The organism is Microbacterium limosum (assembly GCF_036324365.1).
Lineage (GTDB): Bacteria > Actinomycetota > Actinomycetes > Actinomycetales > Microbacteriaceae > Microbacterium > Microbacterium limosum.
In genome coordinates this window covers 235,390-262,140 of record NZ_CP137080.1, presented here as the reverse complement: position 1 = coordinate 262,140, position 26,751 = coordinate 235,390, and the positions used below count along the sequence as shown (strand labels likewise).

General features: G+C 72.8%; 24 protein-coding genes. 13 read left to right on the top strand and 11 right to left on the bottom strand.

What is annotated here, in order from left to right:
• Position 1: 1 nt before the first annotated feature.
• Together RYJ27_RS01290 and RYJ27_RS01285 are read left to right on the top strand one after the other, a co-directional pair.
• Complete coding sequence (locus RYJ27_RS01290; RefSeq protein WP_330171000.1) at positions 2-1,510, top strand: D-alanyl-D-alanine carboxypeptidase family protein; 1,509 nt, start codon at positions 2-4, stop codon at positions 1,508-1,510.
• A 17-nt stretch (positions 1,511-1,527) separates the two neighbouring features.
• Positions 1,528-2,613: a hypothetical protein gene (locus RYJ27_RS01285; protein WP_330170999.1), complete on the top strand. Its 1,086-nt coding sequence runs from the start codon at positions 1,528-1,530 to the stop codon at positions 2,611-2,613.
• Between the two features lie 76 nt (positions 2,614-2,689).
• Here RYJ27_RS01285 and RYJ27_RS01280 read toward each other — a convergent pair whose 3' ends face one another.
• From RYJ27_RS01280 to RYJ27_RS01265, 4 genes are all read right to left on the bottom strand, one after another.
• Positions 2,690-3,619 carry a DnaJ domain-containing protein gene (locus RYJ27_RS01280; protein WP_330170998.1) on the bottom strand — a complete coding sequence of 310 codons (930 nt, stop codon included), beginning with the start codon at positions 3,617-3,619 and terminating at the stop codon, positions 2,690-2,692.
• 76 nt (positions 3,620-3,695) lie between these two features.
• Positions 3,696-4,205 (bottom strand): hypothetical protein, encoded by a 510-nt coding sequence (locus RYJ27_RS01275; protein ID WP_330170997.1) that lies wholly within the window; start codon positions 4,203-4,205, stop codon positions 3,696-3,698.
• Positions 4,202-5,071 (bottom strand): LssY C-terminal domain-containing protein, encoded by an 870-nt coding sequence (locus tag RYJ27_RS01270; protein ID WP_330170996.1) that lies wholly within the window; start codon positions 5,069-5,071, stop codon positions 4,202-4,204. Before RYJ27_RS01270 ends, RYJ27_RS01275 begins: the two co-directional genes overlap by 4 nt.
• Positions 5,072-5,081: 10 nt before the next feature.
• Positions 5,082-6,149: an enoyl-CoA hydratase/isomerase family protein gene (locus tag RYJ27_RS01265; protein ID WP_330170995.1), complete on the bottom strand. Its 1,068-nt coding sequence runs from the start codon at positions 6,147-6,149 to the stop codon at positions 5,082-5,084.
• A gap of 110 nt (positions 6,150-6,259) precedes the next feature.
• Here RYJ27_RS01265 and RYJ27_RS01260 point away from each other — a divergent pair, with 110 nt between their 5' ends.
• Positions 6,260-7,462, top strand: a complete 1,203-nt coding sequence (locus RYJ27_RS01260; RefSeq protein ID WP_330170994.1) for an ABC transporter ATP-binding protein — start codon at positions 6,260-6,262, stop codon at positions 7,460-7,462.
• A complete protein-coding gene (locus tag RYJ27_RS01255) occupies positions 7,459-8,280 on the top strand; it encodes an ABC transporter permease (protein WP_330170993.1) in 822 nt (273 codons plus the stop codon). Before RYJ27_RS01260 ends, RYJ27_RS01255 begins: the two co-directional genes overlap by 4 nt.
• Positions 8,281-8,310: 30 nt before the next feature.
• Here RYJ27_RS01255 and RYJ27_RS01250 read toward each other — a convergent pair whose 3' ends face one another.
• Positions 8,311-8,757, bottom strand: coding sequence for a hypothetical protein (locus tag RYJ27_RS01250; protein ID WP_330170992.1), 447 nt, complete (start codon positions 8,755-8,757; stop codon positions 8,311-8,313).
• A 103-nt stretch (positions 8,758-8,860) separates the two neighbouring features.
• Between RYJ27_RS01250 and RYJ27_RS01245 the strand changes: the two genes are divergently transcribed.
• From RYJ27_RS01245 to radA, 9 genes are all read left to right on the top strand, one after another.
• Positions 8,861-9,625, top strand: coding sequence for a coenzyme F420-0:L-glutamate ligase (locus tag RYJ27_RS01245; RefSeq protein ID WP_330170991.1), 765 nt, complete (start codon positions 8,861-8,863; stop codon positions 9,623-9,625).
• A gap of 50 nt (positions 9,626-9,675) precedes the next feature.
• Complete coding sequence (gene cofG, locus RYJ27_RS01240) at positions 9,676-11,994, top strand: 7,8-didemethyl-8-hydroxy-5-deazariboflavin synthase CofG (RefSeq protein ID WP_330170990.1); 2,319 nt, start codon at positions 9,676-9,678, stop codon at positions 11,992-11,994.
• Positions 11,991-13,463: a flavin-containing monooxygenase gene (locus RYJ27_RS01235; protein WP_330170989.1), complete on the top strand. Its 1,473-nt coding sequence runs from the start codon at positions 11,991-11,993 to the stop codon at positions 13,461-13,463. The genes cofG and RYJ27_RS01235 overlap by 4 nt, the downstream gene beginning before the upstream one ends.
• Positions 13,460-14,473 (top strand): glucose-6-phosphate dehydrogenase (coenzyme-F420), encoded by a 1,014-nt coding sequence (gene fgd / locus RYJ27_RS01230; RefSeq protein WP_330170988.1) that lies wholly within the window; start codon positions 13,460-13,462, stop codon positions 14,471-14,473. The genes RYJ27_RS01235 and fgd overlap by 4 nt, the downstream gene beginning before the upstream one ends.
• A complete protein-coding gene (gene cofC / locus RYJ27_RS01225; protein ID WP_330170987.1) occupies positions 14,470-15,156 on the top strand; it encodes a 2-phospho-L-lactate guanylyltransferase in 687 nt (228 codons plus the stop codon). The genes fgd and cofC overlap by 4 nt, the downstream gene beginning before the upstream one ends.
• Before the next feature lie 9 nt (positions 15,157-15,165).
• Complete coding sequence (locus RYJ27_RS01220; protein ID WP_330170986.1) at positions 15,166-16,551, top strand: MFS transporter; 1,386 nt, start codon at positions 15,166-15,168, stop codon at positions 16,549-16,551.
• Between the two features lie 36 nt (positions 16,552-16,587).
• Positions 16,588-17,541: an L-lactate dehydrogenase gene (locus RYJ27_RS01215; RefSeq protein ID WP_330170985.1), complete on the top strand. Its 954-nt coding sequence runs from the start codon at positions 16,588-16,590 to the stop codon at positions 17,539-17,541.
• A gap of 3 nt (positions 17,542-17,544) precedes the next feature.
• The gene (locus RYJ27_RS01210; RefSeq protein WP_330170984.1) at positions 17,545-18,285 is read left to right on the top strand and encodes a hypothetical protein; all 741 of its coding nucleotides are present in this window, start codon (positions 17,545-17,547) and stop codon (positions 18,283-18,285) included.
• 68 nt (positions 18,286-18,353) lie between these two features.
• Positions 18,354-19,700, top strand: coding sequence for a DNA repair protein RadA (gene radA / locus RYJ27_RS01205; RefSeq protein WP_330170983.1), 1,347 nt, complete (start codon positions 18,354-18,356; stop codon positions 19,698-19,700).
• 36 nt (positions 19,701-19,736) lie between these two features.
• Here the strand turns inward: radA and RYJ27_RS01200 are convergent, their stop codons facing one another.
• The 6 genes from RYJ27_RS01200 to cls form a co-directional block, all read right to left on the bottom strand.
• Positions 19,737-20,144 carry a dehydrogenase gene (locus tag RYJ27_RS01200; RefSeq protein WP_330170982.1) on the bottom strand — a complete coding sequence of 136 codons (408 nt, stop codon included), beginning with the start codon at positions 20,142-20,144 and terminating at the stop codon, positions 19,737-19,739.
• An 80-nt stretch (positions 20,145-20,224) separates the two neighbouring features.
• Positions 20,225-20,908, bottom strand: a complete 684-nt coding sequence (locus RYJ27_RS01195) for a hypothetical protein (RefSeq protein ID WP_330170981.1) — start codon at positions 20,906-20,908, stop codon at positions 20,225-20,227.
• A 79-nt stretch (positions 20,909-20,987) separates the two neighbouring features.
• Positions 20,988-21,494, bottom strand: a complete 507-nt coding sequence (locus RYJ27_RS01190; RefSeq protein WP_330170980.1) for an amino-acid N-acetyltransferase — start codon at positions 21,492-21,494, stop codon at positions 20,988-20,990.
• Between the two features lie 218 nt (positions 21,495-21,712).
• Positions 21,713-24,235, bottom strand: a complete 2,523-nt coding sequence (locus RYJ27_RS01185; protein WP_330170979.1) for an ATP-dependent Clp protease ATP-binding subunit — start codon at positions 24,233-24,235, stop codon at positions 21,713-21,715.
• 204 nt (positions 24,236-24,439) lie between these two features.
• Positions 24,440-25,159: a hypothetical protein gene (locus RYJ27_RS01180; RefSeq protein ID WP_330170978.1), complete on the bottom strand. Its 720-nt coding sequence runs from the start codon at positions 25,157-25,159 to the stop codon at positions 24,440-24,442.
• A gap of 106 nt (positions 25,160-25,265) precedes the next feature.
• Positions 25,266-26,732 carry a cardiolipin synthase gene (cls, locus tag RYJ27_RS01175; protein ID WP_330170977.1) on the bottom strand — a complete coding sequence of 489 codons (1,467 nt, stop codon included), beginning with the start codon at positions 26,730-26,732 and terminating at the stop codon, positions 25,266-25,268.
• Positions 26,733-26,751 lie beyond the last annotated feature (19 nt).

Sequence of the window (26,751 nt, the reverse complement as noted above, 5' to 3'; positions counted from 1 at the left end):
TGTGACCCCGAGCGACTCGCCGTCCCCGCCCGCGCTCACGCGGCGCGCGTTGCGCTCCGGCTCGACCCGGGGCGCGACGGACGGAAGCGTCGCGGTCGCCGAACCACCCGGGCCAGACGAGGCGGATGCCGCGGCATCCACCTCCCCCGACGAAGCCGCCGCCGAAGCCGCCGCGTCCTCGCCCCGGGCCCTTGCGTGGGTCGACGAGAGCGCGCTCGGCACGGGCGCCGCCGCCGCGCCGCAGGGCTGGGAGCCGCCGCTCGTGGAGCGCTGGCCCTCCCGCTTCGCGTGGCGTCGCGCGGCGCTCACCCCCCTCGTCGTGGTGGTGACGCTCGCCCTCGTCTACTCCGCGACCATGCTGCTCTGGCCGCTGCACGCGGTGCAGCCGCAGGTCGAAGCGTCGAGCGTCACGACGACGCCCGCGGCCGCCGTCTCCCCCGCCTGGCCCGCCGACGGCTCGGCGGCGGTCGGCGTGCCGGGCCTGGGCTCCCCGCTGGCGAGCTCGGGCCAGGCCGTGCCGATGGCGAGCATCACGAAGGTGGTCACGGCGCTCGTCGTGCTCGACGGGATGCCGCTGGGCGTGGGCGAATCGGGCCCCTCGTACACGTTCACGTCGGCGGATCGCGCCGACTACCGCGCCACGATCGCCTCGGGCGAGTCCGCACTGCCGTTCCCCACCGAAGACGCCCTCACGCAGTACCAGCTCCTCGAGGGGCTCCTCATCGGGTCGGCGGGCAACTACGCCGACTTCCTCGTCGCGCAGCAGTACCCGTCGCAGGCCGCGTACGTCCGCGCCGCGAACGAATGGCTCGCGGCGCACGCGCTGACGGGCATCACCGTCGTCGACCCCTCCGGGATCAGCGCTCGCAACGTCGCGACCCCGGCGGCGCTCATCTCGCTGGGGCAGCAGGCGATGGCCGATCCCGTGATCGCGGAGATCGTCGCGAAACCGTCGGTCGAGCTTCCCGGCGTGGGGCTGGTGGAGAACACCAACGCCCTGCTCGGCGACCCGGGTGTGGTCGGGGTCAAGACGGGATTCCTCGGCCGCGACTACAACCTGCTGACGGCACGCGATCTCGAGATCGGCGACACGACGGTGCGCGCCTTCGTCGCAGTTCTCGGTCAGGACAGCGCGGAGGCGCGCTTCGCCGAGACCCGCGCGCTGCTGGCGTCCCTGGACGCCCCGCTCCAGCCGACCGTCGCCGTGCCCGCCGGCACGGTCGTCGGCACCGTGACGACGCTGTGGGGCGACCCGGTGCAGCTGGTCACCCGCGACGACGCGGCCGTCATCCTCTGGAACGGCGGAACGAGCGTCGCCTCGATGCAGCTGGGTGTGGCCGACACCGCCGACGCACGCGAGGAGGGGGATGCCGGGGGCGTCCTCCGCGTGACGGGTCCCTTGGATGCCGCGGAGTCCCCCGTCGTGCTCGCGGCGCCGGTGGCGGATCCCGATCCGTGGTGGCGGCTGACGCATCCGCTCGAGCTGCTCGGGCTCTCCCCCGGCGCGTGAGCGCGGGCCTCGCTACAGTGAGCGCAGACCCCCTCCGACAGGAGCCGCCGTGGCACGCCTGCTTCTGGGGATGGACGGTGCTCGCGACGGTGCTCATCGCCCTCGGCGCGCTGCTCGCGCCCGTCGCGGTCGTCGCCGCGTGGGCCGACGTGCAGCTGAGCGACACCGACCGCTTCGTGCAGACCTACGCGCCGCTCGCCGAAGACCCCGCCGTGCAGGCATTCGTCGTCAGCCATGCCCAGGTCACGGGCGCCCTCGCGGGCCGGGAGGGGTCGGCGATCTCCCTCGGCGACGACGGCACGATCGGCATCCGGCTCGCCCCCATCATGGATGCCGTCACGGGGGCGCTCGTCGCGCAGGGCATCGGCCTCGCCGACGCGATCCCCACGATCGATCGCACGATCCCGATCGCGCAGTCCGACGCGCTGCCCTCCGCGCAGCTCGGGTACTCGCTCGCCCTCGCGGCGGGCCTGTGGCTGCCGTGGGTCGCCCTCGGGCTGCTGGCCGCCGGCGTGCTCGTGGCCCGCCGGCGCGCGGTCGCGCTCGTGGCGGCGTCCGTCTCGCTCGCGACGGTCTGCGCCGTGCTGGTCGCGGGCTTCGCCGCGGGCCGCATCGCCTTCCTCGCCACCGTGAGCCCCGGCATCCTGCCCTCGGGCGCCGCCGATGCGGTGTACGCGACCTTCACGGGCGCGATGCGCGACACGGCGACGGCCCTGCTGGTCCTGGCCCTGGCGGTCGCCGTCGTGGCCTGGTTCGCGGGACCGTTCGCGATCCCTCGGCGCCTGCGCGCCCTCGTGCATTCGGGTGCGGGCATGGCGCGGCGCACGCTGGAGAGCCGCGGCCTCGGCACGGGCCGCGTGGGCGCGTGGCTCTTCCGGCAGCGTGTGTTCGCCCGCGCTGCCGTGGCGGTCGCGGCGGCGGCGGTCGTGCTGTTCGTCCGCCCCCTCACTCCCGGCCTCGTGATCTGGACGCTCACCGCCGCCGCCGCGGTCGTGCTCCTGCTGGAGGTGCTCGAGCGCCCGATCACCGACGCCGGAGTCGCGCACGAGAGCGTCGCCCACGAGGGCGTCGATGCGGACGCCCCGGCGACCCCCGCACGCTGAGCCCTCCCCGCCGGACGTCCGCACCGTCTACAGGCCGCCTGCCGCAGCGCCGCCGCCCGCCGCGCGCGACACGGAATCAGACGAACGACACGGCGTGCTGCAGCCTCGTGCGCACGTCGAACATCTCGTTGCCGCCGACGTCGCGCGCGCCCGGCACGCCGCGGCGCAGCACCGTCGCGAGGGCCGAACGCGCGCACACCACGACCGGGATGCCGCGCACCCTGCCCACCTCCACGATCGCCTGCGGGAGGTCGTCGTCGGGCAGCACCACGATCGCGCCGCCGAAGCGCACGCCCGCCGCTCGGGCGATGACGCGCATCCGTGCGAGCAGCTCGGCGATCGGCGCCCCGTCCACGTCACCGCCGACGAGCTCGCCCCTGCGCAGCGACACGGGGCCGCCGAAGTCCTCCGACAGCACCCCGTACAGGCCGCTCGGGCTCAGCACGATGTGATCGAGCTTGGCCTCGGGCTCACCGCGACGGCCGGATGCCGCGACGTCGTGCCACACCGTGAAGCCCATCCCGAGATCGGCGACGATCCGGGCCGTCTCCTCCTCCGCGAGCGCATCGGCGAGGAGGCGCCGGATCTCGTGCGGCGCCCGGCGCACGAGCGCGGGGTCGTAGGGGTCGTCGACGTCGACCCCCCGCCCGGCCCACTCCCGCACGAGCACGAGGTAGCGCTCCCGGCGCCATCCGCCCGGGTGCCCGTACACGCGCGCCTTCGGGCGGGTGTCGGCGGGGGCTCCGCGCGGGCGCCAGCCGGGCGCGTCCGGCTGCGGCGCGTACTCGCCGAACCCGTGACCCCGGTCGTAGGCGGCACGCGACTCCGGCGTTCCCACCAGCTCCCACGCCCGCTGCACCTGCACGAACGCCGCCGCATCGCCGCCGGTGTCGGGGTGGGTGGCGCGCAGCCGCAGCCGGTAGGCGCGGCGGAGGTCCTCGTCGCCGGCGTCGGCGGCGACCCCGAGGACGTCGTAGGCGGACTGGGAGAGCGGACTGTCGAACATCCGGCCCTGCCCTTCCCGCCGCGCGGCGGCTTACAGGCTACCCCGGCGCAGCCGGGCACCCGCCCGGCGGAGCGTGTCAGCGGCGGGGGCGGCGTGCGTAGGCCGCGGCATCGCGGCTGGAGAGCGCGAGAAGGACGAGCACGTCCAGCCCGAGCGTGAGCAGCGTCGTGGACATCCGGATGTCCTGGTCGCCCGTCCACCAATGCAGGAACGCCGCCGAGATCGACAGGGTCGAGACGATCATGACGATCACGCGCGGCCAGTTGTGTCCGCGGTAGATGAAGATCGCCAGCGTCAGGTCCAGCACGAGCGTGACGCCCACGACCGCGACCACGATGGCGAGGGCCGCCTGCTCGACGTCGGGGGTGATGGAGACCACCCCGATGTCGTCGACCGTGTCGCGAAGGACCGATCCCCAGTCGCCGACGAGGCTCCACAGCCACAGCACGCCGGCCATCACCCGAAGCAGCACGAGTCCCGCGCCCGCCGTCGTGGCGAGAGGGCGCGGCATCCGGGAGGGGGCCGACAGCGGAGCGACGAGGTCCCGCGGCGACTCGTACGCCGGACGCTTGCGCGGTTCGGTCATGCCGTCGCCTCCGCACCGCGCGCCCCGTCGTCGGCGCCCGCGAGCGCGCGCACGTCGACGATCGGGAGGTCGCCGTCGGTGCGGATGCTGTCGCCTCCGCCGTTGCGGGCGTGGTAGCCCGTGGAGAAGTCGGCGATGACGGTGACGCCCAGGCGCGGATGCGCCGCGGTCAGCGTCGCGACGATGTGATCGCGCTCGATGTCGGTGTCGGCGTCGATCCGGTGCGTGATCTGCAGCGTGAACAGCGACAGGCCGACGGCGGTGTCGAACGTCCCCGCGGCGAGCCAGTCGACGCGGATGCCGCCCGGCAGCAGCCATCCGTCGGGGCACCGCCAGAACCGCACGTGGTGGCGCTGCGCCGGATTGCCGTCGACCTCCTGCTGGTAGGCGAAGTCCTGCACCCGGGAGAACAGGAAGAGGGGGCTCACGGGGGCCTCGCGATAGCTGCGCCTACGCAGCGTGGAGGTGACGATGCGCCATGACGATGCGAGCGTCACGGGGTCGGCGCGCGTCCAGCCGGCGGCGCGCATCGCCTCCTCGATCTGCTCCCCCGTGCCGAGGAACGCGAGATTGACGGGATCGCCCAGCAGGCCGTCGCTCGTGCGGGTGCGGCCGATGAAGTAGTCGGGCACGTAGATGGTCGTGAGGATGCGGTGCAGCCGCGGCAGCACGAGGTAGGCGATCAGCACCCAGAACGCCACGGCCAGGGGCACGCCCCACCAGCCGATCTGGAACGACTCCGTCACGCCCAGGTAGGCCAGCCACAACGATGCGAGCCCGGCGAACACGAAGAAGAACCAGTCCAGCGCCACCCCGAGGGAGTATCCGCGCCGGCGAGGCGGACGCGGCGTGTCGCTGCCCGTCATGCCGCTCACTCTAGGACCAGAGGGGCACCTCGGGCCGGTACTGCAGCGCCGACCACGCGGCACCGGGCAGCACGTCGCCGAGCGAGGCAGGACGCCAGGAGGGCGAGCGGTCCTTGTCCACGAGCTGGGCCCGCACCCCCTCGACGAGGTCGGGCTGCGTCGCGGCGAACCACATCGCCAGGCCGTACTCCTGCTCGAGCGCGGCGCGCAGTCCCGGCAGGGTGCGGGCGCGGCGGACGGCCTCGAGCGTCACCACCAGCGCCGTGGGCGAGAGCTCGTCGAGGGTCGCGGCGGCGGCGGATGCCCGGGGCTCGGGCCGAGCGCGCAGGCGCTGGATGATCTGAGCCACCGTCGGGGCGGAGAAGGCGTCGTCGATCCAGGCGCGGCCCTCCTCGAGCGACGAGGTGTCGGGGGTCTCGTCGAAGAGGAGGACCAGCTCGGCGGCGCCGGCCGGATCGGCGCGGGTCTCGAACGCCTCGATGAGGGAGCCGAGCCGGTCGGAGGGCACCAGATGATCCGCGAACCCCGCGTAGACGGCGTCGGCGGCATCCATGCTCGCCCCCGTGAGGGCCAGGTACTCCCCGATCCGCCCCGGGGCCCGCGCGAGCAGGAGGCTGCCGCCCACGTCCGGCGTGAAGCCGATGCGGGTCTCCGGCATGGCCAGACGGGAGCGCTCGGTCACGATCCTCACGGCCGCGTGCCCCGCCAGTCCGATACCGCCCCCCATCGTGATGCCGTCGGCGAGCACGACGAGCGGCTTGGGGTACTCGGCGATGGCCGCGTTCAGCGCGTACTCGGCGCGGAAGAAGTCCCCGGCATCCTGCGGCCGGCCGGCAGCGATCGCCTCCGTGAGCCCCCTCACGTCCCCGCCGGCGCAGAAGCCCCGCTCGCCGGCGCCGTCGAGCAGGACCCGCTGGACGTCCGGGTCGTCGCGCCAGGCGTCCAGGGCCGCCGAGATCGCGGCGATCATCGGCGCATCGAGCGCGTTGATCGCCCGGGGACGGTCGAGCGTGATCCGTCCGAGTCCGTGCGCGGAGCGCGCGCGGATCGCGGGCGCAGGGGACTCGGGGGCACTCACCCGGGGAACGTTACCGCGGTCCGGAGGCCCCCGCGGGGCGCGGGATGCACAGCGATCGGCGTTTTTCCGGCAGGATAAGGGGGAAAGCGTCCGCAGGCGAGAGGTTCGGCATGCCCGAAGGCGAAGTGCTGGAGTTCTCCGGCGTCACCAAGAGCTTCGGCCGCGTGAGCGCCGTCGACGGCTTCACGGCTCGCGTCGAACCGGGCGTCGTCACCGGCTTCCTCGGGCCGAACGGCGCCGGCAAGACCACGACCATGCGCATCCTCCTGGGCCTCGTGAGGGCGACCAGCGGCCGCGCCCTCATCGGGGGCAAGGCCTACGCCGAGCTCGCCGATCCGCTGCGCACCGTGGGCGCCGCGCTCGAGGCGGCCAGCTTCCACCCGGGGCGCACGGCGGCCAACCACCTCAAGGTGTACGCGCACGCCGCGGGGCTGCCCGCCGGCCGCGTCGACGACGCCCTCGGCGCGGTCGGTCTGAGCGATGTCGGCGGGCGCAAGGTGGGCGGCTACTCGCTCGGGATGCGCCAGCGGCTGGGACTCGCCTTCGCCCTGCTGGGCGATCCGGGGGTGCTCGTGCTCGACGAGCCCGCGAACGGCCTCGACCCGGAGGGCATCATCTGGATGCGCGGGCTGCTGCGCGAGCTGGCCCGTCAGGGTCGCACGGTCTTCGTGTCCTCCCATCTGCTCACGGAGGTCGCGCAGACGGCGCAGCAGCTGCTGATGATCTCGCACGGCCGCCTGGTCTTCCAGGGCGGCGTCGACGAGCTCTCCGATCCCGCCGATCAGGCGGTCCTCGTCGATTCCCCCGACCGCGCGGGCCTCGCGGCGGCGCTGGCCGCCGCCGGGATCGAGACGGATGCCCTGCGGTCGGGCCTCACGGTGCGCGGCGGCGATCCCGCCGAGATCGGCCGGCTCGCGCTCGAAGCGGGAGTGCCGCTGTCGAACCTGCAGCGGCGTGGCCCGTCGCTCGAGGAGGTCTTCCTGGACCTCGTCAACGGCGCTCGGGTGCACCCGAGCGCCGCGGCGACGGTTGCGCCGGCGATGGCGGACGCGGCGCCGACGACGGACGCCCCCGGCGAGCCCGACGCGGCGGGAAGCGCGCCGGTGGATGCGCCCGGGGGTTCCGAGGACGAGGACGACTTCGTCTCGGAGGCGCCCGAGGTCGAGATCCTCGCTCCCGCCCTCGGCGCACAGGACCTCGACGGCAACCCCGCGCGCACTGACCCCGCGCACACTGAGCCCGCAGACACCGAGCCCACCGAGGCCGGGCCCGCCGACGATCGTGAGCACGACCGGGAAGGGGACGACCGATGAGCCTGGCCACCGCCACCCGTTCCGAGGCGACAAAGCTCCTGACCACCGCCGGCTGGTGGATCCTCGCGCTCGTCCTTGTCGTCTACGTCGGCACCACCGCCGCGGGCATGGGATTCCTCTTCGCGGCATCCGCCTCCGGCAACCTGGGCGGCGGCGCCACGGCCCCCGAGGTGCCCTCCGACGGCCTCGCCCCGCTGCTCTACAGCCTCGGCGGCTCCGTGGGCTACGTCTTCCCGCTGCTGATCGGCACGCTCATGGTCACGAGCGAGTTCCGCCACCAGACCCTCACCCCCACCTTCCTCGGCACCCCCCGGCGCGGCACGGCACTGTGGGCGAAGGTCGTCGTGGGTGCGCTCATCGGAGGGCTCTTCGGACTGCTCGCGGTGATCGCCGCCGTCGGGCCCGCCGCCGCGCTGCTCGCGGGCTTCGGCCTCGACACCGAGCTCGGCGCCGGCGACGCCTGGGCTCTCATGGGGCGCACCCTCATCGCGATGGCCCTGTGGGCGCTCGTCGGTGTCGGGGTGGGGGCGCTCGTGCGCAACCAGGTCGTCGCGATCGTCGTCGTGCTCGCCTTCACCCAGTTCATCGAGCCGCTGCTGCGTCTCGCGGGCAGCTTCGTCGACGGACTCGACGAAGCGACCCGGTTCCTGCCCGGCGCGGCGAGCGACGCCCTCATCGGCGCCAGCATCTTCAACGTCATGGGCGGTCAGGGCTCCGCGCCCCTCGAGTGGTGGGGCGGCGGTCTCGTGCTGCTGGTCTACGCCTTCGTGCTGCTCCTCGTGGGGCACATCGCCAGCTGGACCCGCGACGTCACCTGAGAGCGATCCGGCGCCGGCCCGGGGCAGGCGTCAGGTCGCCGGCGCGGTCCTCGCCGGTCGGGTGCGAGGCCGCTTGGCGGGACGCGCGGGCGGTGCGATGTCGGCGACGTCTGCCGCCTCGTCGGCGGCGTCGAGCCGGAGCGCCTGAATGAGCTGCACGCCGTGGCGCGTCGTGAGCACCAGGCGGTCGAACTCGTCATGACCTTCGAGGTCGATGACGACGCTCGGGCGGCGCCCCCGGACGACGGCGAAATCGACGCTGTTGCCCGACTTCCAGCACCCCATCGCCACGATGCCGGGCACGGCGGTGCCCGGGCTCGGCACGCCGCGCAGCCAGATCCAGGCATCCTCGGTGAGCATCACCTTCGCGATCCGCGCGCGAGGGACCGAGATGTTGCCGCGTCGACGGGAGAGCACGCGCTCCGCCGGCGACAGGGCGACCTCCAGCCGATCCGAGTCGAGCAGCAGCGTCACCATGCACCCAGTCTGCCGCACCCCGCGCCCGGTCGCCCGCGCAATTGCTCACGGAGCGGCAACGATCCGGCTCGGGGGGGCGAGCGGGCCGGGGTAGGGTCGGGGCGTGCTGCAGGTGTGGGGAATCGACGGGCTGCCCGAGATCGCGGCGGGAGACGACCTCGTCGGACTCATCGCGGATGCCGCGGCGGCAACGCTCCGCGACGGCGACATCCTGGTCGTCACCTCCAAGATCGTCTCGAAGGCGGAGGGGCGCTTCGTGCGCGCCGACGACCGCGAGGACGCCATCACCGCCGAGACGGTGCGCATCGTGGCGACCCGCTCCCATGGCGAGCGCACGACGCGCATCGTCGAGAACCGCCTCGGCATCGTCTCGGCCGCCGCGGGCGTCGACGCCAGCAACACCCCGACGGGCACGGTGCTGCTGCTGCCGCAGGATCCGGATGCCTCGGCGCGCGCCCTCGCGTCCGGCCTCCGCGAGCGCACGGGCGCGCACGTGGGCGTCCTCGTCTCCGACACCCTCGGCCGCGCATGGCGCGAGGGCCAGACCGACCACGCGATCGGCGCGGCGGGCGTCCGCGTCTTCGACGACCTGCGGGGAGGCGTGGACGCCCAGGGACGACCCCTCCTGGTCACCCAGCCGTGCGTCGCCGACGAGCTGGCCGCCGCCGCGGACCTGGTCAAGGGCAAGACGAGCGGCATCCCCGTGGCCGTCGTTCGCGGGCGCGGCGACCTCGTGGGGCCCCTCGATCTGCCCGGTGCGCGCTCCATCGTGCGGCCGGCCGAGAGGGACATGTTCCGCCAGGGGGCCGACGAGGCCTTCGCCGCCGGCAGGGCGGCCGCGCTCGCGGAGGCTACGTCACGACCGTGATCCGCGTCGAGGACGGAGCCCGTCCCTCCGGACGATGGAAGACTGACGCGGTGCCCACCTCTCCCCCCACCGCACCCCTCTCCGTCGCGGCGGCGCTCACCCGCGCGGCGCGGGACGAGCGCCTGCACGTCGACGAGGTCGAGGCGCTGCTGCGCGCGACCGGAGAGGATGCCGATGCGGTGCAGGACGCCGCCGCATCCGCCCGCGACGAGGGGCTGCGGCTCGCGGGGCGGCCCGGCGTGCTCACTTACTCCCGCAAGGTCTTCATCCCGCTCACGACGCTGTGCCGGGACCGCTGCCACTACTGCATCTTCGTCGACACCCCCGGTCAGCTGAAGCGGGCGCACAAGCCGCCCTACATGACGGCGGAGCAGGTGCTCGCGGTCGCACGACGGGGCGCGGCGCTCGGCTGCAAGGAGGCCCTCTTCACCCTCGGCGATCGTCCCGAGGACCGCTGGCCGCAGGCGCGCGCCTGGCTCGACGAGCACGGCTACGCCACGACGCTCGAGTACGTCGCCGCGATGGCGCGCCTCGTGCGCGACGAGACGGGCCTGCTCCCCCACCTGAATCCGGGCGTCATGACGTACGACGAGATGCTCGCGCTGCGTGGGACCGCGCCCTCCATGGGCATGATGCTCGAGACGACCTCGCGGCGCCTCTACGAGGAGCCCGGCCAGGTGCATAACGGCTCGCCCGACAAGGACCCCGCGGTGCGGCTGCGCGTGATCGACGACGCCGGGCGCGCCCGCGTGCCCTTCACGACGGGGATCCTCGTGGGGATCGGGGAGACCCTGCGCGACCGCGCCGAATCGCTCGTCGCCCTGCGCGACGCGCACGCGGCCCACGGCCACATCCAGGAGGTGATCGTGCAGAACTTCCGCGCCAAGCCCCGCACGGCGATGCGGGGCGCGCCGGACGCGGACCCGCGCGAGTACGTGGCCACGATCGCCGTCGCGCGGCTCGTGATGGGTCCGCGCATGCGCATCCAGGTGCCGCCCAACCTCTCGGACCCGGCCGAGTTCGCGCTGCTCGTGGCCGCCGGCGCCGATGACTGGGGCGGGGTCTCGCCGGTCACGGCCGACCACGTCAATCCCGAGCGCCCCTGGCCCGATCTCGACGAGCTCGCCCGGCTGACCGAGGGCCTCGGCTTCGCGCTGACGGAGCGCCTGACGGCGCACCCCGAATACGTGCAGGATGCCGAGCGCTGGCTCGACCCGGAGGTCGTCCCGGCGACCCGGGCGCTCGCCGATGCGCAGACGGGTCTCGCGGTGAGGTCGGCGCGCGCCGCCGCACCCCCGCGCCGCCCGCGCGCGACCGCGGAGGGGCTGGCGGATCGCGCGGCGTCCGAGCCCGGCGCGCTCGACGACGACGACTGGGTACGTCTTCTGCGCGCCGAGGGCGACGCCCTCGAGGCACTGACCCGCGCCGCCGACGACGTCCGCCGCTACACGGTGGGCGAGGCGATCGGCATCGTCGTCAACCGCAATGTCTCCTCCGCGCAGTACCGCGCGACCGGTGGCGACGGCCGCGACACCTACGACCTCGCCGACCTGCGCCGCATCGCCGCCGACGCCCGCGAGCTGGGCGCCACCGAGATCTGCGTGCAGGGGACGCCCGCGGCATCCGAGGCCCCGGACGCGGCCCTCGAGATCGCCCGCGCGATCCGGGGCGAGGCCCCCGGCATCCACCTGCACGCCTTCCGTCCCGCCGACGTGCGGCATCTGGCGCGCGGGACCGGCCGCGACATCGACGCCGCCTACGCCGCGCTGCGGGATGCCGGAGTGGGGACCGTGCCGGGCACGGGCGTCAAGGTGCTCTCGGAGCGGGTGCGGCGCCTCGTCGCCCCGGAGGACATCGAGATCGAGCGGTGGCTCGAGGCGATCCGCGCGGCGCACCGCGCCGGGCTGCGGTCGACCTCGGTGCTCTTCTACGGACACGTCGAGACGGCCGGGGAGCGCATCGCGCACCTGCGCACCCTCTCGACGCTGCAGCGGGAGACGCGCGGATTCACGGAGTTCGTGCCGATGCCGCTGCCCGGGCACGGCACCGCTCTCGTGCCCGGGCGCGCGCCGATCGACGAGCACCGCGCGATGGTCGCCGTGTCGCGGCTGATGCTCTCGGAGACCATCCGCCACATCCAGGTGCCGTGGACGCGGCTGCACCCCGCCGAGGTGAGCGCGGCGCTGCGGGCGGGCGGCGACGACCTCGGGGGCACCCTCCTGGACGGGCGGGTGCTGCCGCGCGTCGGCGTCGAGCACGGGCACGAGATGCCGCTCGCGCAGGCCCGGCGCATCGCCGACGGGCTGTTCCGCCCCCTGCGCACGCGCGCGACCGACTACACGGAGCCGGCCCGGGCGGCGCGCTCGTGAGCGGCTCCGTGGACACGGACGTCGACGTCGCGATCGTCGGAGCGGGATTCGCCGGCCTGGCGATGGCCCGCGCCCTCCAGCGCCACGGGCGCCACTCGTTCACGATCATCGAGCGGGGCGAGAGCGTCGGCGGCACCTGGCGGGAGAACACCTACCCGGGCGTCGCGTGCGACGTGCCCGCGGGGCTCTACCGCTTCGCCGACCGTCCCGGTCTGGAGGAGGGGGGCGCCTTCGCGTCCGGCGCGTCGATCCACTCCTACCTGCAGCGCACCGCCCGGGACGAGGGCATCGACCCCGCCGTGCGGCTCGGCACCCACCTGCGGCAGGCCACGTGGGACGGATCGTCGTGGCTCGTGCGCACCGCGGGCCGCGACGACCGCGACATCCGCGTGGGGGCCCTGGTGCTGGCCTGCGGGCGGCTCACCCAGCCGCGCATCCCCGCCGTCGCCGGGCTGGCCGGATTCGTCGGGCCCGTCATGCACACGGCGCGCTGGGACCACTCCGTCGACGTGGCCGACCGCCGCGTCGCCGTCGTCGGAACGGGGGCGAGCGCGATCCAGCTGGTGCCCGAGCTGGTGCGCCGCGGCGCGCACGTCACCCTCTTCCAGCGCAGCCCTGCCTGGATCTTGCCGCGTGAGCACGGTGCGGCGGGCGCGGCAGACGAGGGTCCCGCCGCGCTGCACGCCCGCCTGCGGGAGGAGGGCGAGGCCCGCTTCGCCTCGCGCTCGGGGGATGCCGCCGCCTCCGCCGCCGCGCGCGGCGCCGCCCTCGCGCACCTCGCGGCCCATGTCGAGGACCCCGCCCTCCGCGACGCGCTGACGCCGCGCTACGCCTTCGGGTGCAAGCGGGTGCTGCTCTCGGACGATTTCTACCCGGTCGTCGCCTCCCCGGACGCGACGCTCGAGCCCTCAGCGCTCGCGCGCGTCGAGGGCGGGCTCCTCGTGGCGCAAAGCGGCCGCCGACACGAGGCGGACGTGCTCGTCTTCGCCACCGGGTTCGACGCCTCACGACCCCCCTACGCGTCGCTCGTCGAGGGCGAGGACGGCACGACGCTCGAGGAGCACTGGTCGGAGGGGATGACGGCGGTCGGATCGACGCTCGTGTCGGGCTTCCCCGACCTGTTCGTGCTGGGCGGGCCGAACGCCGCGCTCGGCCACAACTCGGCCGTCCTCCTGCTCGAGGAGCAGGCGGACTTCGCCACCCGCATGCTGCGCTCGCCCCTGCGGCCGCTGCGCGTGCGGGCGGAGGCGGAGGCCGCGGCATCCCGCGACATCGCCTCCCGCGCCGCTGGCACGCCGTGGCTGTCGGGCGGATGCCGCAACTGGTACGTCGACGAGCGCAGCGGCCGCCTCGCACTGCTCTGGCCGGGCACCGTCGCGGCGTTCCGCGAACGCCTCGACGCGATCGGCCCCGACGACCTGCTCCCCGCCCCCGCCGTCGCGGCGGCATGCCTGGAAGGACACGCATGAGCACTCCGATCCGCTTCGGCTACAAGGCCTCGGCCGAGCAGTTCGCGCCGCGCGAGCTGCTCGAGTACGCGGTGCTCGCTGAGGAGGTCGGCTTCGACTCCGTCTTCGTCTCCGACCACCTGCAGCCGTGGATGCACGACGGCGGACACGCCCCGGCGGCGATCCCGTGGCTGGGCGCGCTCGGCTCCCGCACGTCGCGCATCCTCATGGGCACGTCGGTCCTGACGCCGACGTTCCGCTACCACCCGGGCGTCGTCGCGCAGGCGTTCGCGACGCTCGGCTCCCTCTATCCCGACCGCGTCGTGCTCGGTGTCGGCACGGGCGAGGCCCTCAACGAGGTGACCCTCGGTCTCGAGTGGCCGGATCCCCCCGAGCGCTTCCAGCGGATGAAGGAGGCCATCCTCCTCATGCGCGAGCTGTGGACGCGGGACCGCGTCACCTACGAAGGCACCTACTACTCCACCTCGAACGCCACGATCTACGACCGTCCCGATCGCCCCGTGCCCATCTACATCGGGGCATCCGGCCCCGCCGCGACACGGCTGGCCGGCCGCATCGCCGACGGATACATCACCACGAGCGGCAAGAAGCCCGAGCTCTACACCGAGACGCTGCTGCCGGCGCTCGACGAGGGCCTCGGCAAGGCCGGTCGCTCGCGCGAGGACATCGACACCCTCATCGAGGTGAAGGTCTCGTTCCGGCCCGATCGGGCGTCGGCCAGGGAGAACACCCGGTTCTGGGCGCCCCTGGCGCTCTCCCCGGAGGAGAAGACCGGTGTCGACGACCCGCTCGTGATGCAGCGGCTGGCGGCCGGGCTTCCGATCGAGCGCGCGGCGTCCCGCTTCATCGTGTCGGACGACCCCGACGAGCACGTCGCCCGGATCGAACGGTACCTCGACCTGGGCTTCCGCCACCTCGTCTTCCACGACCCCGGTCACGACCAGGAGGAGTTCCTGCGCCTGTACGGCACGGAGATCCTGCCGCGGCTGCGGGCGCGGACGGGCGGATGACGCACGCGGACGGGCGGATGACGCGCGCGTGGTGGGGCGTGATCGTGCCGGTCAAGCCGGCCCGATCCGGGAAGTCGCGCCTGCGCGTGGCGGATGTGGATCGTGAGCGCCTCGCGCGGGCGATCGCGCTCGACACGATCGCCGCGGCCCGGTCGTGCCGCGCCGTCGGCGAGGTCGTGGTCGTGACCGACGACGAAGAGATCTCCCGCGCCCTCGCCGCAGCCCGCGGCATCCGCCTCATCGCCGAGGGCGACCGCCCGCGGGGCATCGACGCCGCCGTCGCGCTCGGCGCCGGCGCGCTGGGGCGCGACATGCCGCGGGCGGCGCTGCTGGGCGATCTCCCCGCCCTCGCGCCGGCCGATCTCGAGGTGGCCCTCGCCCTCGCCGCGACGCGCGAGCGAGGGGTCGTGGCGGATGCCGAGGGCTTCGGATCCACGCTCGTAACCGCGGCTGCGGGGCATGCGCTGCGCACCGCGTTCGGCGAGGACTCGCTGCGGCGGCACATCGCGCTCGGCTGCGCTCGGCTGGAGCTGCCCACGGCATCCACGCTGCGCCGCGACGTCGACACCGCCGATCAGCTCACGACCGCCGCGGCGCTCGGGCTCGGGCCGCGCACGAGCGCCGTCGTGGGCAGCGCGCTCGCCGCCGCGTCCGCCACCCCGCCCGCCCCGCGGCGGGACTAGGTTGGGCGCGTGGCCGAACCCCTCCCGCGTCGGCAGCGCCTCGTGCTCGCGATCGCCGTGCTCGCCTCCTTCGTCGCGTTCCTCGACGGCACGATCGTCAACGTCGCCCTGCCCGCGATCGACCGCGAGCTCGGCGGCGGGCTCGTCACCCAGCAGTGGACGGTGGACGCGTACCTCATCACCCTCGGCGCGCTGATCCTGCTCGCGGGGTCGGTGAGCGACGCCTTCGGCCGCATCCTCGTGCTGCGCATCGGGCTCATCGGCTTCGGCATCGCCTCCGTCGCGATCGCCGCCGCCCCCGACCCCCTCGTGCTCGTCATCGCCCGCGCCGCTCAAGGAGCGGCGGGCGCCTTCCTCGTGCCGAGCTCGCTGGCCCTCATCACCTCGACGTTCCGGGATGCCGCGCAGGGCCGCGCGATCGGGATCTGGACCTCCCTCACGACCGGCGCGATGGTCGTCGGCCCGCTGATCGGCGGGCTCTTCGTCGACCTGCTCTCCTGGCGACTGGCGTTCCTCATCAACGTCGTGCCGATCGCGGCGACGCTCTGGCTGCTGCGCCGCCTCGGCGAGCGCGAACAGCGTCGCCCCGACGCGCGGATCGACTGGATCGGCGCGTCGCTGTGCACGCTCGGCCTCGGCGCCGCCGTGTTCGCGCTCATCGAGCAGCCGAACCTCGGCTGGGGCTCTCCGGCGATCTGGGCCCCCCTGGCGGCGGGGCTGCTCATGTTCGGGCTGTTCCTCGTGCGCCAGCGCACGACCCGCGCGCCCATCCTGCCGCTCGACCTCTTCCGGGCCCGCAACTTCTGGACCGGCAACATCGCAACGGCCTTCGTCTACGGCGCCCTCGCCCTCAACGGCTTCGTCGTGGCCGTCTACCTGCAGCAGGGCGCCGGGCTCACCGCGACCCTCGCGGGCCTCGCGAGCCTGCCGATCACGATCATGATGATCCTGCTGAGCGCCCGCTTCGGCACGCTCGCCGGCCGCCACGGGCCCCGCCTGTTCATGACGGCGGGACCGCTACTCATGGCCGCGGCATCCCTTCTGCTGCTCACGGTCTCACCCGAGTTCTCCTACTGGTGGCAGGTGCTGCCGAGCATGCTCGTGTTCGGGCTGGGCCTGGCGGTGACGGTCTCGCCGCTGACCTCGGCGATCCTCGGCGCGATCGAGACGGAGCGCTCGGGCATCGCATCCGCCGTCAACAACGCCGTCTCGCGCGTGGCCGGGCTCCTCGTCGTCGCGACGATCGGCCTCATCGTGGGCGGACGACTCGACCTGGACGGGTTCCACCGCGCCGCGATCGCGACGGCCGTGCTGATGCTCGCGGGCGGGCTGGTGTCGTGGGCCGGCATCAGGAACCCGGCCCGGATGCCGCAGCCGGAGCCCACGGCCCGCTGACTCCCCTCCCGCGCGGCCTCCTGTCAGACTGAACGCATGGCCGTCATCGAGAACTCGAAGCTCACCATCGTCGGCGCCGGCAGCGTGGGGGCCAGCGCGGCGTACGCGGCCCTCATTCGCGGATCGGCGCGGCACGTGGCGCTCTACGACATCGCGACGGAGAAGGCCGAGGCCGAGGTCCTCGACCTCGCGCACGGCACGCAGTTCACGGGCGCGAGCGACATCATCGGCGGCAGCGACCTGTCCGTCGTCGAGGGGTCGCACGTCGTCGTCGTCACGGCCGGCGCGAAGCAGAAGCCCGGGCAGTCGCGCATCGAGCTCGCCGGCACGAACGCCTCGATCCTCGAGCGCATGATGCCGCAGCTGCTGGAGGTCGCCCCGCACGCCGTCTACGTCATCGTCACGAACCCGTGCGACGTGCTCACGGTGCTCGCCCAGGAGTCGACGGGGCTGCCGCCCGAACGCATCTTCGCCTCGGGAACCGTGCTCGATACGTCGCGCCTGCGCTGGAAGCTCGCGGAGCGCGCGGGGGTGGGCACCGGGAGCGTCCACGCGTACATCGTCGGCGAGCACGGCGACACCGAGTTCCCGCTCTGGTCCAAGGCCACCATCGGAACCGTGCCGATCCTGGACTGGGAGTCGGGCGGCACCCCGCGGATGACCACGGCGGAGCTCGACCAGATCGCGCTGGACGTGCGGGGCGCCGCCGAGAAGGTCATCCAGGGAAAGGGGGCCACCAACTACGCGATCGGCCTCTCGACGGCCCGCATCGTCGAGGCGGTCCTCCGCGACGAGCGCGCCGTGCTCCCGGTCTCCACGGTGCTGAGCGACTTCCACGGCGTCGACGGCGTCGCGCTCTCCGTGCCCTCGGTCGTGAGCGCCGCCGGCGCGGTCCCGATCCGCGAGACCTCGTTCGCCCCGCGGGAGCTCGAGCTGCTCCACGCCTCCGCGGACGCCCTGCGGCGGGTCGCCGACTCCCTCCGGAGCTGAGCCGTGCCGCACCTGACCTCTCCCGCCATCGCCGAGACCGGATACGTCGTCCTCGACCCGTTCGATCCCGTCGATGCCGCGCAGTGGCGATCCCTCGAGTACATCGGCTGGCGGTCCTCGGGCGTGACGCGGTTCGCTCCCCTGGCCAGCTACGACGGCTCGGTGGACTGCAACGGCTTCTGGAACCGCACGCCGCCCCGCACCGACAAGGACGGGGTGTGGGTCGACGCACAGGCGGCGCTCGCCCCGGCGCTCGTCGGGCTGGCCCGGGAGCCCGGTGCGAACGTCGGGCGGTGCCGCGTCGTCGAGCTGCAGCCCAACACGTACGCCGACGCCCTCTACAACCTCCACCACGACGACAACAACCGCCTCAACCCCGACGGCACGGGATGGGTCGTGCGGGGCTTCCTGAACCTCACCGACGACCCGGGTTCGGTGCTCGTCCTCCGCGAGGACCAGCGCGACCCCTCGGGAGAGGTACGCATCCCGTTGGCCGCCGGATGCCGCGTCATCGTCGACACGGAGCGCTACTTCCACGCCGTCTGGCACACGGGCGACTCGCCCCGCTACGCCCTCGTCACCTCCTGGACGTCGGGACCCGAGCTCGACGCGTACATCGCGGCGCACCACGGCCACACGCGGGTGGCGAACCCCCCGCTGGAGCCCGCGCTCCTCGCCGAGGCGCAGGCCGAGCTGCATCGACGGCTCGACGAGCGCGCTCAGATGTTCCAGTCACTCGGCTGACCCGGTGCGCCCGCCCGGCGCCGGTGCGGCGACGGGGGGATGTCGGAGGTCCCGCCTACCCTCGAGACATGGCCACCCGTCGTCCCGCCCCCGCCGCCTACCGCTGCACCGAATGCGGGTGGACGAGCGCCAAGTGGGCGGGCCGCTGCGCCGAGTGCCAGCAGTGGGGCGCGGTCGTCGAGGCCGCACAGCAGACGGGGGTGCTCCGGGGATTCTCGCCGGCGCCGCCCGGGGCGGGCCGGGAGGCGCGGCCCATCACCGAGCTCACGAGCGCCGAGTCCCCGCGGCGGCCGAGCGGCGTGGGCGAGTTCGACCGCGTGCTCGGCGGCGGCATCGTCCCGGGCGCGGCGATCCTCCTCTCCGGTGAGCCCGGCGTCGGCAAGTCCACCCTCCTCCTCGAGGTCGCCGCCCGCTCCGCCCGCGACGGCCACCGTGTGCTCTACGTCAGCGCAGAGGAGTCCACCGCGCAGGTGCGGCTGCGCGCCGAGCGCACGGGCGCCCTCCACGACGAGCTCTACCTCGCCAGCGAGACCGACCTCGCCACACTCATCGGCCAGGTCGACGCGGTCGACCCGGGGCTGCTCATCGTCGACTCCGTGCAGACCGTGTCGTCCTCGCTCAGCGAGGGTCTCGCGGGCCACCCGAGCCAAGTGCGCGAGGTCGCCGCGACGCTCATCCGCATCGCGAAGGAGCGCGGGCTGCCCGTCATCATCGTGGGCCACGTCACGAAAGACGGCTCGATCGCCGGGCCCCGGTTGCTCGAACACCTCGTCGACGTCGTGTGCCACTTCGAGGGCGACCGGCAGACGGCGCTGCGCTTCGTGCGCGCGCTGAAGAACCGGTTCGGTCCCACCGACGAGGTCGGCTGCTTCGAGATGACGGGCGACGGCATCGCCGAGGTGCCCGACCCGTCGGGGCTCTTCCTCGGCAAGGGCGACCCGGTCAGCGGCACGTGCGTCACGATCGCGGTCGAGGGCCGGCGGGCCCTCCCGGTCGAGGTGCAGGCCCTCGTCATCCCGTCGTCCACCCCCAACCCGCGTCGTGTCGTCAACGGCGTCGAGTCCTCCCGCGTGGCGATGATCCTGGCCGTGCTCGAGCGGCGCGCGGGGCTCGGGCTGGCCCAGCGCGACGTCTACGTGTCCACCGTCGGCGGGGTCCGCCTCACCGAGCCCGCCGCCGACCTCGCCATCGCGCTCGCGATCGCGAGCGCCGCGAGCGACCGCGCCCTCGCACCGCGCTCGGCGGCCTTCGGGGAGTTGAGCCTGTCGGGCGAGATCCGTCCCGTCTCGCACGGGGTGCAGCGCCGATCCGAGGCCACGCGGCTCGGCTACCGGTCGCTGCTGGACGCATCCGCCGGCGACGTCGCCCTCGCGCTCGCGAACGCCCGCGTCATCCCCACCCGCCCACCGGCCTGAGGCGGATCGAGGGGCGCACCTGTGCCGATGCGCTCGTCAGTCGGCGAGGGCCGCGATGAGATCGTCGGGCGACGCCTGCATCGGGTGAGGACCGGCGATGTCGAGGAAGACGGTGGTGATCGTCTCGCGGTGGCTGCGCAGGAACGCCAGAAGCCATCCGGGGGACTGCAGCCCCACCGCGGGCGGCAGGTTGGCCGGTTTGTTGAGCGCGTCGCTGAACAGCAGCAGCGCCACCTGACCCGTCTGGGGGTCACGGAAGGTCCACACCTCGCCCGTGTCGAGCGGATTGTCCCGTGCGGCCGGCTTCATGAGCGGCACGACGGTGTTGCCGTTGCGCAACGCCAAGGCGACCGCGGCCATGTCCTGCTTCTCTAGCGCCCGGGCGAGGGCCTCCGAGCGGAACTGCGCCGCGGCGTCGCCCTTGTTCTTGCGTGAGCCGACCATCCCTCCAGCGTAGCCGGGCCAGCGGACCGGCCGGATTCCGCGCCCGCACGCGGGCTCGCGGGCGCGCAGCACCTTCGCCCTCAGTAGAGGAAGATCTGCTTCGTCGAGGCCGCCGTGATGCCGCCGATCGAGACCTGCACGTGGTAGGAAGCACCGCCGCCCGGCGCCTGCGGACGATCGCCGTCGCACGTGTCGACCGAGGAGCGGGTGCGGTCCCACGTCACGGGCGTCGCCGACTCGACGACCTGCCCGGCATCGAGCGTCACCACCATGTCGCTCGGTTCGCTCTGGCAGTCGGTGGAGCGCCACCACGTGTCGCCGCCGCTCGTGACCGTGTACACCTGCTGCGTCGTGCCGACGTTGATCGTGCACGGGCTCGCGCTCGTGTTCGTCAGGCGGATGGAGATCTGCGGGCTCTCCCCCGCGGCGTAGCTCTCCTTGTCCGTCAGCGGTTCGACAGACACGGCTCCGGTCGCGCAGGCGACCGCCTCGAGCGGCGCGTCGGCGGTCTCCTCGGGCAGTGCGTCTCCCGGGTTTCCCGTCTCGGTCGGCTCCGTCGCCGTCGGTGTCGGGGCCGGCGAGGTCACGGACGGCGACGGCGACGGGTTCGCTGCGGGCTCGGCGTCAGCCGCTCCGCGCCACGGCTGCGCGATCAACAGCCACACGAGCGCCGCGATCAGCACGATCCCCAGGATCAGCGCGAGACGCCGACGCCGGTACACGGCGGGCGAATGCCGTCGGGAGCGGGGCGACTGACCGGTCATGCCCTCAGGTTACGTCGGCGGCGCGCGGCGCCCGGGTCGGCGCGCCCGGTGCGGGCCGGACGATGGCCGAGGCATCCGTTCAGTCGAGCGACTTGAGCATCCGGGTGTTGCCGAGGGTGTTGGGCTTGACGTGCGCGAGGTCGAGGAACTCCGCCACGCCCTCGTCGGGGCTGCGCAGCAGCTGCGAGTACACGTCGGGCGGCACGACCTGCTCGCCGATCTCGTGGAATCCCCGCCGCGAGAAGAAGTCGACCTCGAAGGTCAGGCAGAACAGGCGACGGAGCCCGAGCTCGCGCGCATCCTGTTCGAGCCGATCGACGATCTCGCGACCGACGCCGTGGTGCAGCCACTCGTCCACGACGATGAGGGTGCGCACCTCGCCGAGGTCCTCCCACATGACGTGCAGCGCGCCGCAGCCGATGAGGCGTCCCTCGGCGTCCTCGGCGACGACGAACTGCTGGACGGATTCGTAGAGCACGACGAGGTCCTTGCCGAGCAGGATGCGGCGCTGCACGAACGGCTCGAGCATGTCGCGGATGCCGGTCACATCGCCGGTGCGCGCGGCTCGCACGGTGAACTCTGCCATCGCTCCAGCGTAGGCCCGCCGTGACCCCGGGCCGCGCGACAACATTCCGGACCGACCGCGCGCGACGCGCGGCGCCGCGCGCATTACGGCCGTCGACGCCGCATCGTGCCGGAGTGTTGTCCGCCTCCCCCGCGAGGTCCGACACGACGAGAGAGGGGGCCGCCGATGACGGCGACCCCCTCTTCGGTCGTGATGCCCGCACCGGGCTCCGCGAGCCGTCAGTCGGCGGCGGCGATGTCCGGCGTCGCGGCGATCTCCCCCGCGGCTCCGACGCCGACGGCGACCTTGTCTCCGCGCGGTGCGACCTCGAACGTGAACTGGCCGCCCTCGGCATCCACCTTCACGTGGTCGCCGGCGTTCAGCTCGCCGTGCAGGATCTTCTCGCTGAGACGGTCCTCGACCTCGTGCTGCATCGCGCGGCGCAGGGGACGCGCACCGAGCGCGGGGTCGAACCCGATCTCGATGAGCCGCTCCTTGGCCGAGGTCGACAGCTCGATCGTCATGTCGCGGTCGAGCAGGCGCTCGGCGAGGCGCTTCGTGAACAGGTCGACGATCTGCACCAGCTCGGCCTTCGTCAGCTGCGGGAAGACGATGATGTCGTCGAGTCGGTTGAGGAACTCGGGCTTGAAGTGGCGCTTGAGCTCCTCGTCGACCTTGCCCTTCATCCGCTCGTAGCTGGTCTGCGAGTCGCCCTCGATCTGGAAGCCGACGGGACCGCCCGCGATCGCCGACGAACCGAGGTTGGTCGTCATGATGATGACCGTGTTCTTGAAGTCGACGACGCGCCCCTGACCATCGGTCAGGCGACCCTCTTCGAGGATCTGCAGCAGCGAGTTGAAGATGTCGGGGTGGGCCTTCTCGATCTCGTCGAACAGCACGACCGAGAACGGCTTGCGGCGCACCTTCTCGGTGAGCTGGCCGCCCTCCTCGAACCCGACGAAGCCGGGAGGGGCGCCGAACAGGCGCGAGACGGTGTGCTTCTCCCCGAACTCCGACATGTCGAGCGAGATCAGGGCGCCCTCGTCGTCGAAGAGGAACTCGGCGAGCGCCTTCGCCATCTCTGTCTTTCCGACACCCGTGGGTCCGGCGAAGATGAACGAGCCCGAGGGACGCTTGGGGTCCTTCAGGCCTGCGCGCTGGCGTCGGATCGTCTTCGACAGGGCGGCGATCGCCTCCTCCTGGCCGATGACGCGCTGGTGCAGCGCCTTCTCCATGAAGACGAGACGGCTGGTCTCCTCCTCCGTCAGCTTGAAGACGGGGATGCCGGTGGCCTGCGCCAGCACCTCGGCGATCAGGCCCTCGTCGACCACCGCGTGGGAGGCGACGTCGCCCGAGCGCCACTGCTTCTCCAGGCGCAGACGCTCGGCGAGCAGCGACTTCTCCTCGTCGCGCAGCGATGCGGCCTTCTCGAAGTCCTGTTCCTCGGAGGCGAGCTCCTTCTGCTCGCGCACCTTGGCGATCTTCTCGTCGAACTCGCGCAGCTCGGGGGGCGAGGACAGGATCGACAGACGCAGGCGGGCGCCGGCCTCGTCGATCAGGTCGATCGCCTTGTCGGGCAGGAAGCGGTCGCTGATGTAGCGATCGGCGAGGTTCGCGGCGGCGACGATCGCGCCATCCGTGATCTGCACCTTGTGGTGGGCCTCGTACCGGTCGCGCAGGCCCTTCAGGATGTTGATCGCGTGGGGCAGCGACGGCTCGGCGACCTGGATCGGCTGGAAGCGGCGCTCGAGCGCGGCATCCTTCTCGAAGTGCTTGCGGTACTCGTCGAGTGTCGTGGCGCCGATCGTCTGCAGCTCTCCGCGGGCGAGGAGCGGCTTCAGGATGGATGCGGCGTCGATCGCGCCTTCGGCGGCGCCCGCACCCACGAGGGTGTGGATCTCGTCGATGAAGACGATGATGTCGCCGCGCGTGCGGATCTCCTTCGTGACCTTCTTCAGGCGCTCCTCGAAGTCGCCGCGGTAGCGGGAGCCGGCGATGAGCGAGCCGAGGTCGAGCGAGTAGACCTGCTTGTCCTTGAGCGTCTCGGGCACATCGCCCTTGACGATCGCCTGGGCGAGGCCCTCGACGACGGCGGTCTTGCCGACGCCGGGCTCACCGATCAGCACGGGGTTGTTCTTGGAGCGACGCGAGAGGATCTGCATGACCCGCTCGATCTCCTTCTCGCGCCCGATGACGGGGTCGAGCTTGTTGTCGCGGGCGGCCTGCGTGAGGTTGCGGCCGAACTGGTCGAGCACGGCGGATCCGCCCTGCGCGGCCTGCTGGCTCTCGTGCGCTGCGCCGGAGACGGCCGCGGGCTCCTTGCCCTGGTAGCCCGACAGGAGCTGGATCACCTGCTGGCGCACCTTGTTGAGGTCTGCGCCGAGCTTGACGAGCACCTGAGCGGCGACGCCCTCGCCCTCGCGGATGAGCCCCAGGAGGATGTGCTCGGTGCCGATGTAGTTGTGGCCGAGCTGCAGGGCTTCGCGCAGCGACAGCTCGAGCACCTTCTTGGCGCGCGGTGTGAAGGGGATGTGGCCCGTCGGCTGCTGCTGCCCCTGGCCGATGATGTCCTGCACCTGCTCGCGGACGGCATCGAGCGAGATGCCGAGGGACTCGAGCGCCTTGGCGGCGACCCCCTCGCCCTCGTGGATCAGCCCGAGCAGGATGTGCTCGGTGCCGATGTAGTTGTGGTTGAGCATCTTCGCCTCTTCTTGGGCGAGCACCACCACTCGACGGGCACGGTCGGTGAATCTCTCGAACATGTCACTCCTCGGCATCGGCCGTAGACGCCCACTCCTGGGCGATACATCGAGGGTAACCAGCCCTCGGATGCCGCGTGCCCGTGTTCGCCGTGGGCGTGACGGCCGCTCTTCTGCCCGGCGCCGCGCCCCGGTCGGTTCCCCCGACCCCGGGATAGAGCCACCGCGCGCGACCTGCGTCCCCTTTGATGCAGGACGCGCGCGGTGTCAGTCGCCGCCGATGATGTCGACGCGCACGTCCGCGAACTCCGAGGACCCCGTGAGGATCGCGACGGCGCCGGCGTCCTCCTCGACGCCGTCGACGGTCACGAGGGTCGAGCGCGGTGCCATATCGGCGGTGCACACCTGATCGGCGGGCGGGTTCTCGAAGGTCACGGTCACCTCTGCGGGGCCGGTGGCCACGGCATCCTGAAGCACGGGCGGGCAGCCCGAGGAGCCCCAGGTCAGCACGACGAACATGCCGTCGTCGTCGACCCAGCCCGCGCTCGGGAGATAGTCGGTCTCGCCCCCGGACGCGAGTCCCGCGACGCCGTCGAGCTCGGCGTCGCCCATGATCCCGGAGCCCGTGACCTCGATCTCGAGGTCCTGTGTCGGGTCGACCGCCTCGGGCACGTCCACGAGCGTCGCCCGCGGCGCCAGGTCGCGCGTGCACGCGGTGCCCTCCTCGGGCTCGAGCAGCGACACCACGAGGGTGCCGTTGTCGAGCATCGCGGTGTCCTCGACCGTCGGCACGCACGAGGAGCTGCCCCACGTGACGAGGCCGATCATGCGGCCGCCGTCGAGCCACGCGGCATCCGCCTCGATCTCGACGACGTCTTCGGTGGGAGCGAGCGCGGTGGGCTCGGTCGTGGGGGTGGATGCGCACCCGGAGAGCACCACCAGCGCGGCGGCAGCGAGGACCGGCAGCGAGGATAGACGCGCGCTCATGAGAACCCCTTCGACGCGGGGATGCCGCGGCATCCCCGCACGGACACGTCCCATCCTCACGCATCTCGGCCGCGCGGAGGTGTCGGCCCGATAACGATCCGGGAGGCTACTGCAGGGCCGACGTCAGACGCGCGAGATTGTCGAGGACCGTCGACCGGAGGGGCTGCTGACGCCACTCGTCCAGGGTGAGCTCTCGCGAGAGCGAGCGGTACTGATCCTCGACCTCGCGCATCTGATCGACGAACTCCGCCCCGCGCACGAGCAGCGAGATCTCCATGTTGAGACCGAAGGAGCGCATGTCCATGTTGCTCGACCCGATGACGGCGATCTCGTCGTCGACGGTGAGGCTCTTCGAGTGGAGGATGTAGGGCTTCCGGTACATCCAGATCTTCACGCCCGCCTCGAGCAGCGCCTCGTAATAGCTGCGCTGCGCGTGGTACACGATCGCCTGATCGCCCTCCTCCGAGACGAACAGCTGCACCTCGATGCCTCGGTAGCAGGCCGAGGTGATGGCAAGCAGGAGCGCCTCGTCGGGCACGAAGTAGGGGCTGACGATGATGACCTTGCGTTCGGCGGCGTAGAGCAGGCCGAGGAAGAGCCTGAGATTGTTCCCGACATCGAATCCCGGCCCCGACGGAACCACCTGGCAGTCGAGATCACCGGGCCCGGCGCGAAGGTCGTCGAGGTCGAACTCGGCCGTGAGCGCCTCGTTCGTCTCGCTGAACCAGTCGGAGAGGAACACCGCGTTGACGCTCGGGACGATCGCCCCCTCCAGCCGCACCATGAGGTCGACCCAGTGCAGCCCCCGCCGGATGTTCTTCTTCAGGTTATAGGTCGAATCCGTCACGTTCTGCGAGCCCATGAACGCCACGCGCCCGTCGACGACGAGCAGCTTGCGGTGATTGCGCAGGTCGGGCCTCTGCCACTTGCCCTTCAGCGGCTGCACGGGGAGCATGAGCCTCCAGGCGGCCCCCATCGCGTCGAGGCGCTTGAGCGTGCGCCGGTAGTGCGGCTTGCCCCGGTTGGCCCAGTGGTCCAGAAGCACCCGCACCGTCACCCCCCGCGCGGTGGCCTCCTCCATGGCGCGGAAGAAGTCGTCGGTCGCCGCGTCGGTCTGCAGGATGTAGAACTCCACGTGCACGTGCTCGCGCGCGCCGCGGATGGCCTCGGCCATCGCGTCGAGACTCTCCTGGTAGCCCGAGATCAGCTGCGCGGCGTTGTCGCCGGCGAGCGGCATCGCGCCGAGGTGGCGGTTCATGCCGACGAGCGAGGTGAACCATGCCGGAGCGTTGGGGCGCAGCGTGCCGAAGTCGAGATCCTTCGTGCGTTCCCGGATGTAGGCGTTGATCTGCTCCTGCTGCTTGCGACGGTGCCGCGGCAGCTTCGGGTTGCCGATCAGGAAGAACAGCAGCAGCCCCACGACGGGGATGAAGTAGATCGCGAGCAGCCACGCGGTCGCCGAGGTGGGGCGGCGATTGCGCGGGATGACGATGATCGCCCACACGCGGATCGTGAGGTCGAACAGCAGCAGGACAAGCACCGGCCATGTGATGTCGATGTCGAGGACGAGCACGGATCTCCCTACGCTGATT

What these genes read in the sequence shown, in the direction of transcription:
- RYJ27_RS01280 (WP_330170998.1), bottom strand. Translation starts at nt 3,619, where the DNA reads ATGTTCGACAGTCCGCTCTCCCAGTCCGCCTACGACGTCCTCGGGGTC.
- RYJ27_RS01275 (WP_330170997.1), bottom strand. Translation starts at nt 4,205, where the DNA reads ATGACCGAACCGCGCAAGCGTCCGGCGTACGAGTCGCCGCGGGACCTC.
- RYJ27_RS01270 (WP_330170996.1), bottom strand. Translation starts at nt 5,071, where the DNA reads ATGACGGGCAGCGACACGCCGCGTCCGCCTCGCCGGCGCGGATACTCC.
- RYJ27_RS01260 (WP_330170994.1), top strand. Translation starts at nt 6,260, where the DNA reads ATGCCCGAAGGCGAAGTGCTGGAGTTCTCCGGCGTCACCAAGAGCTTC.
- RYJ27_RS01255 (WP_330170993.1), top strand. Translation starts at nt 7,459, where the DNA reads ATGAGCCTGGCCACCGCCACCCGTTCCGAGGCGACAAAGCTCCTGACC.
- RYJ27_RS01250 (WP_330170992.1), bottom strand. Translation starts at nt 8,757, where the DNA reads ATGGTGACGCTGCTGCTCGACTCGGATCGGCTGGAGGTCGCCCTGTCG.
- fgd (WP_330170988.1), top strand. Translation starts at nt 13,460, where the DNA reads ATGAGCACTCCGATCCGCTTCGGCTACAAGGCCTCGGCCGAGCAGTTC.
- cofC (WP_330170987.1), top strand. Translation starts at nt 14,470, where the DNA reads ATGACGCACGCGGACGGGCGGATGACGCGCGCGTGGTGGGGCGTGATC.
- RYJ27_RS01215 (WP_330170985.1), top strand. Translation starts at nt 16,588, where the DNA reads ATGGCCGTCATCGAGAACTCGAAGCTCACCATCGTCGGCGCCGGCAGC.
- radA (WP_330170983.1), top strand. Translation starts at nt 18,354, where the DNA reads ATGGCCACCCGTCGTCCCGCCCCCGCCGCCTACCGCTGCACCGAATGC.
- RYJ27_RS01200 (WP_330170982.1), bottom strand. Translation starts at nt 20,144, where the DNA reads ATGGTCGGCTCACGCAAGAACAAGGGCGACGCCGCGGCGCAGTTCCGC.
- RYJ27_RS01195 (WP_330170981.1), bottom strand. Translation starts at nt 20,908, where the DNA reads ATGACCGGTCAGTCGCCCCGCTCCCGACGGCATTCGCCCGCCGTGTAC.
- RYJ27_RS01190 (WP_330170980.1), bottom strand. Translation starts at nt 21,494, where the DNA reads ATGGCAGAGTTCACCGTGCGAGCCGCGCGCACCGGCGATGTGACCGGC.
- RYJ27_RS01185 (WP_330170979.1), bottom strand. Translation starts at nt 24,235, where the DNA reads ATGTTCGAGAGATTCACCGACCGTGCCCGTCGAGTGGTGGTGCTCGCC.
- RYJ27_RS01180 (WP_330170978.1), bottom strand. Translation starts at nt 25,159, where the DNA reads ATGAGCGCGCGTCTATCCTCGCTGCCGGTCCTCGCTGCCGCCGCGCTG.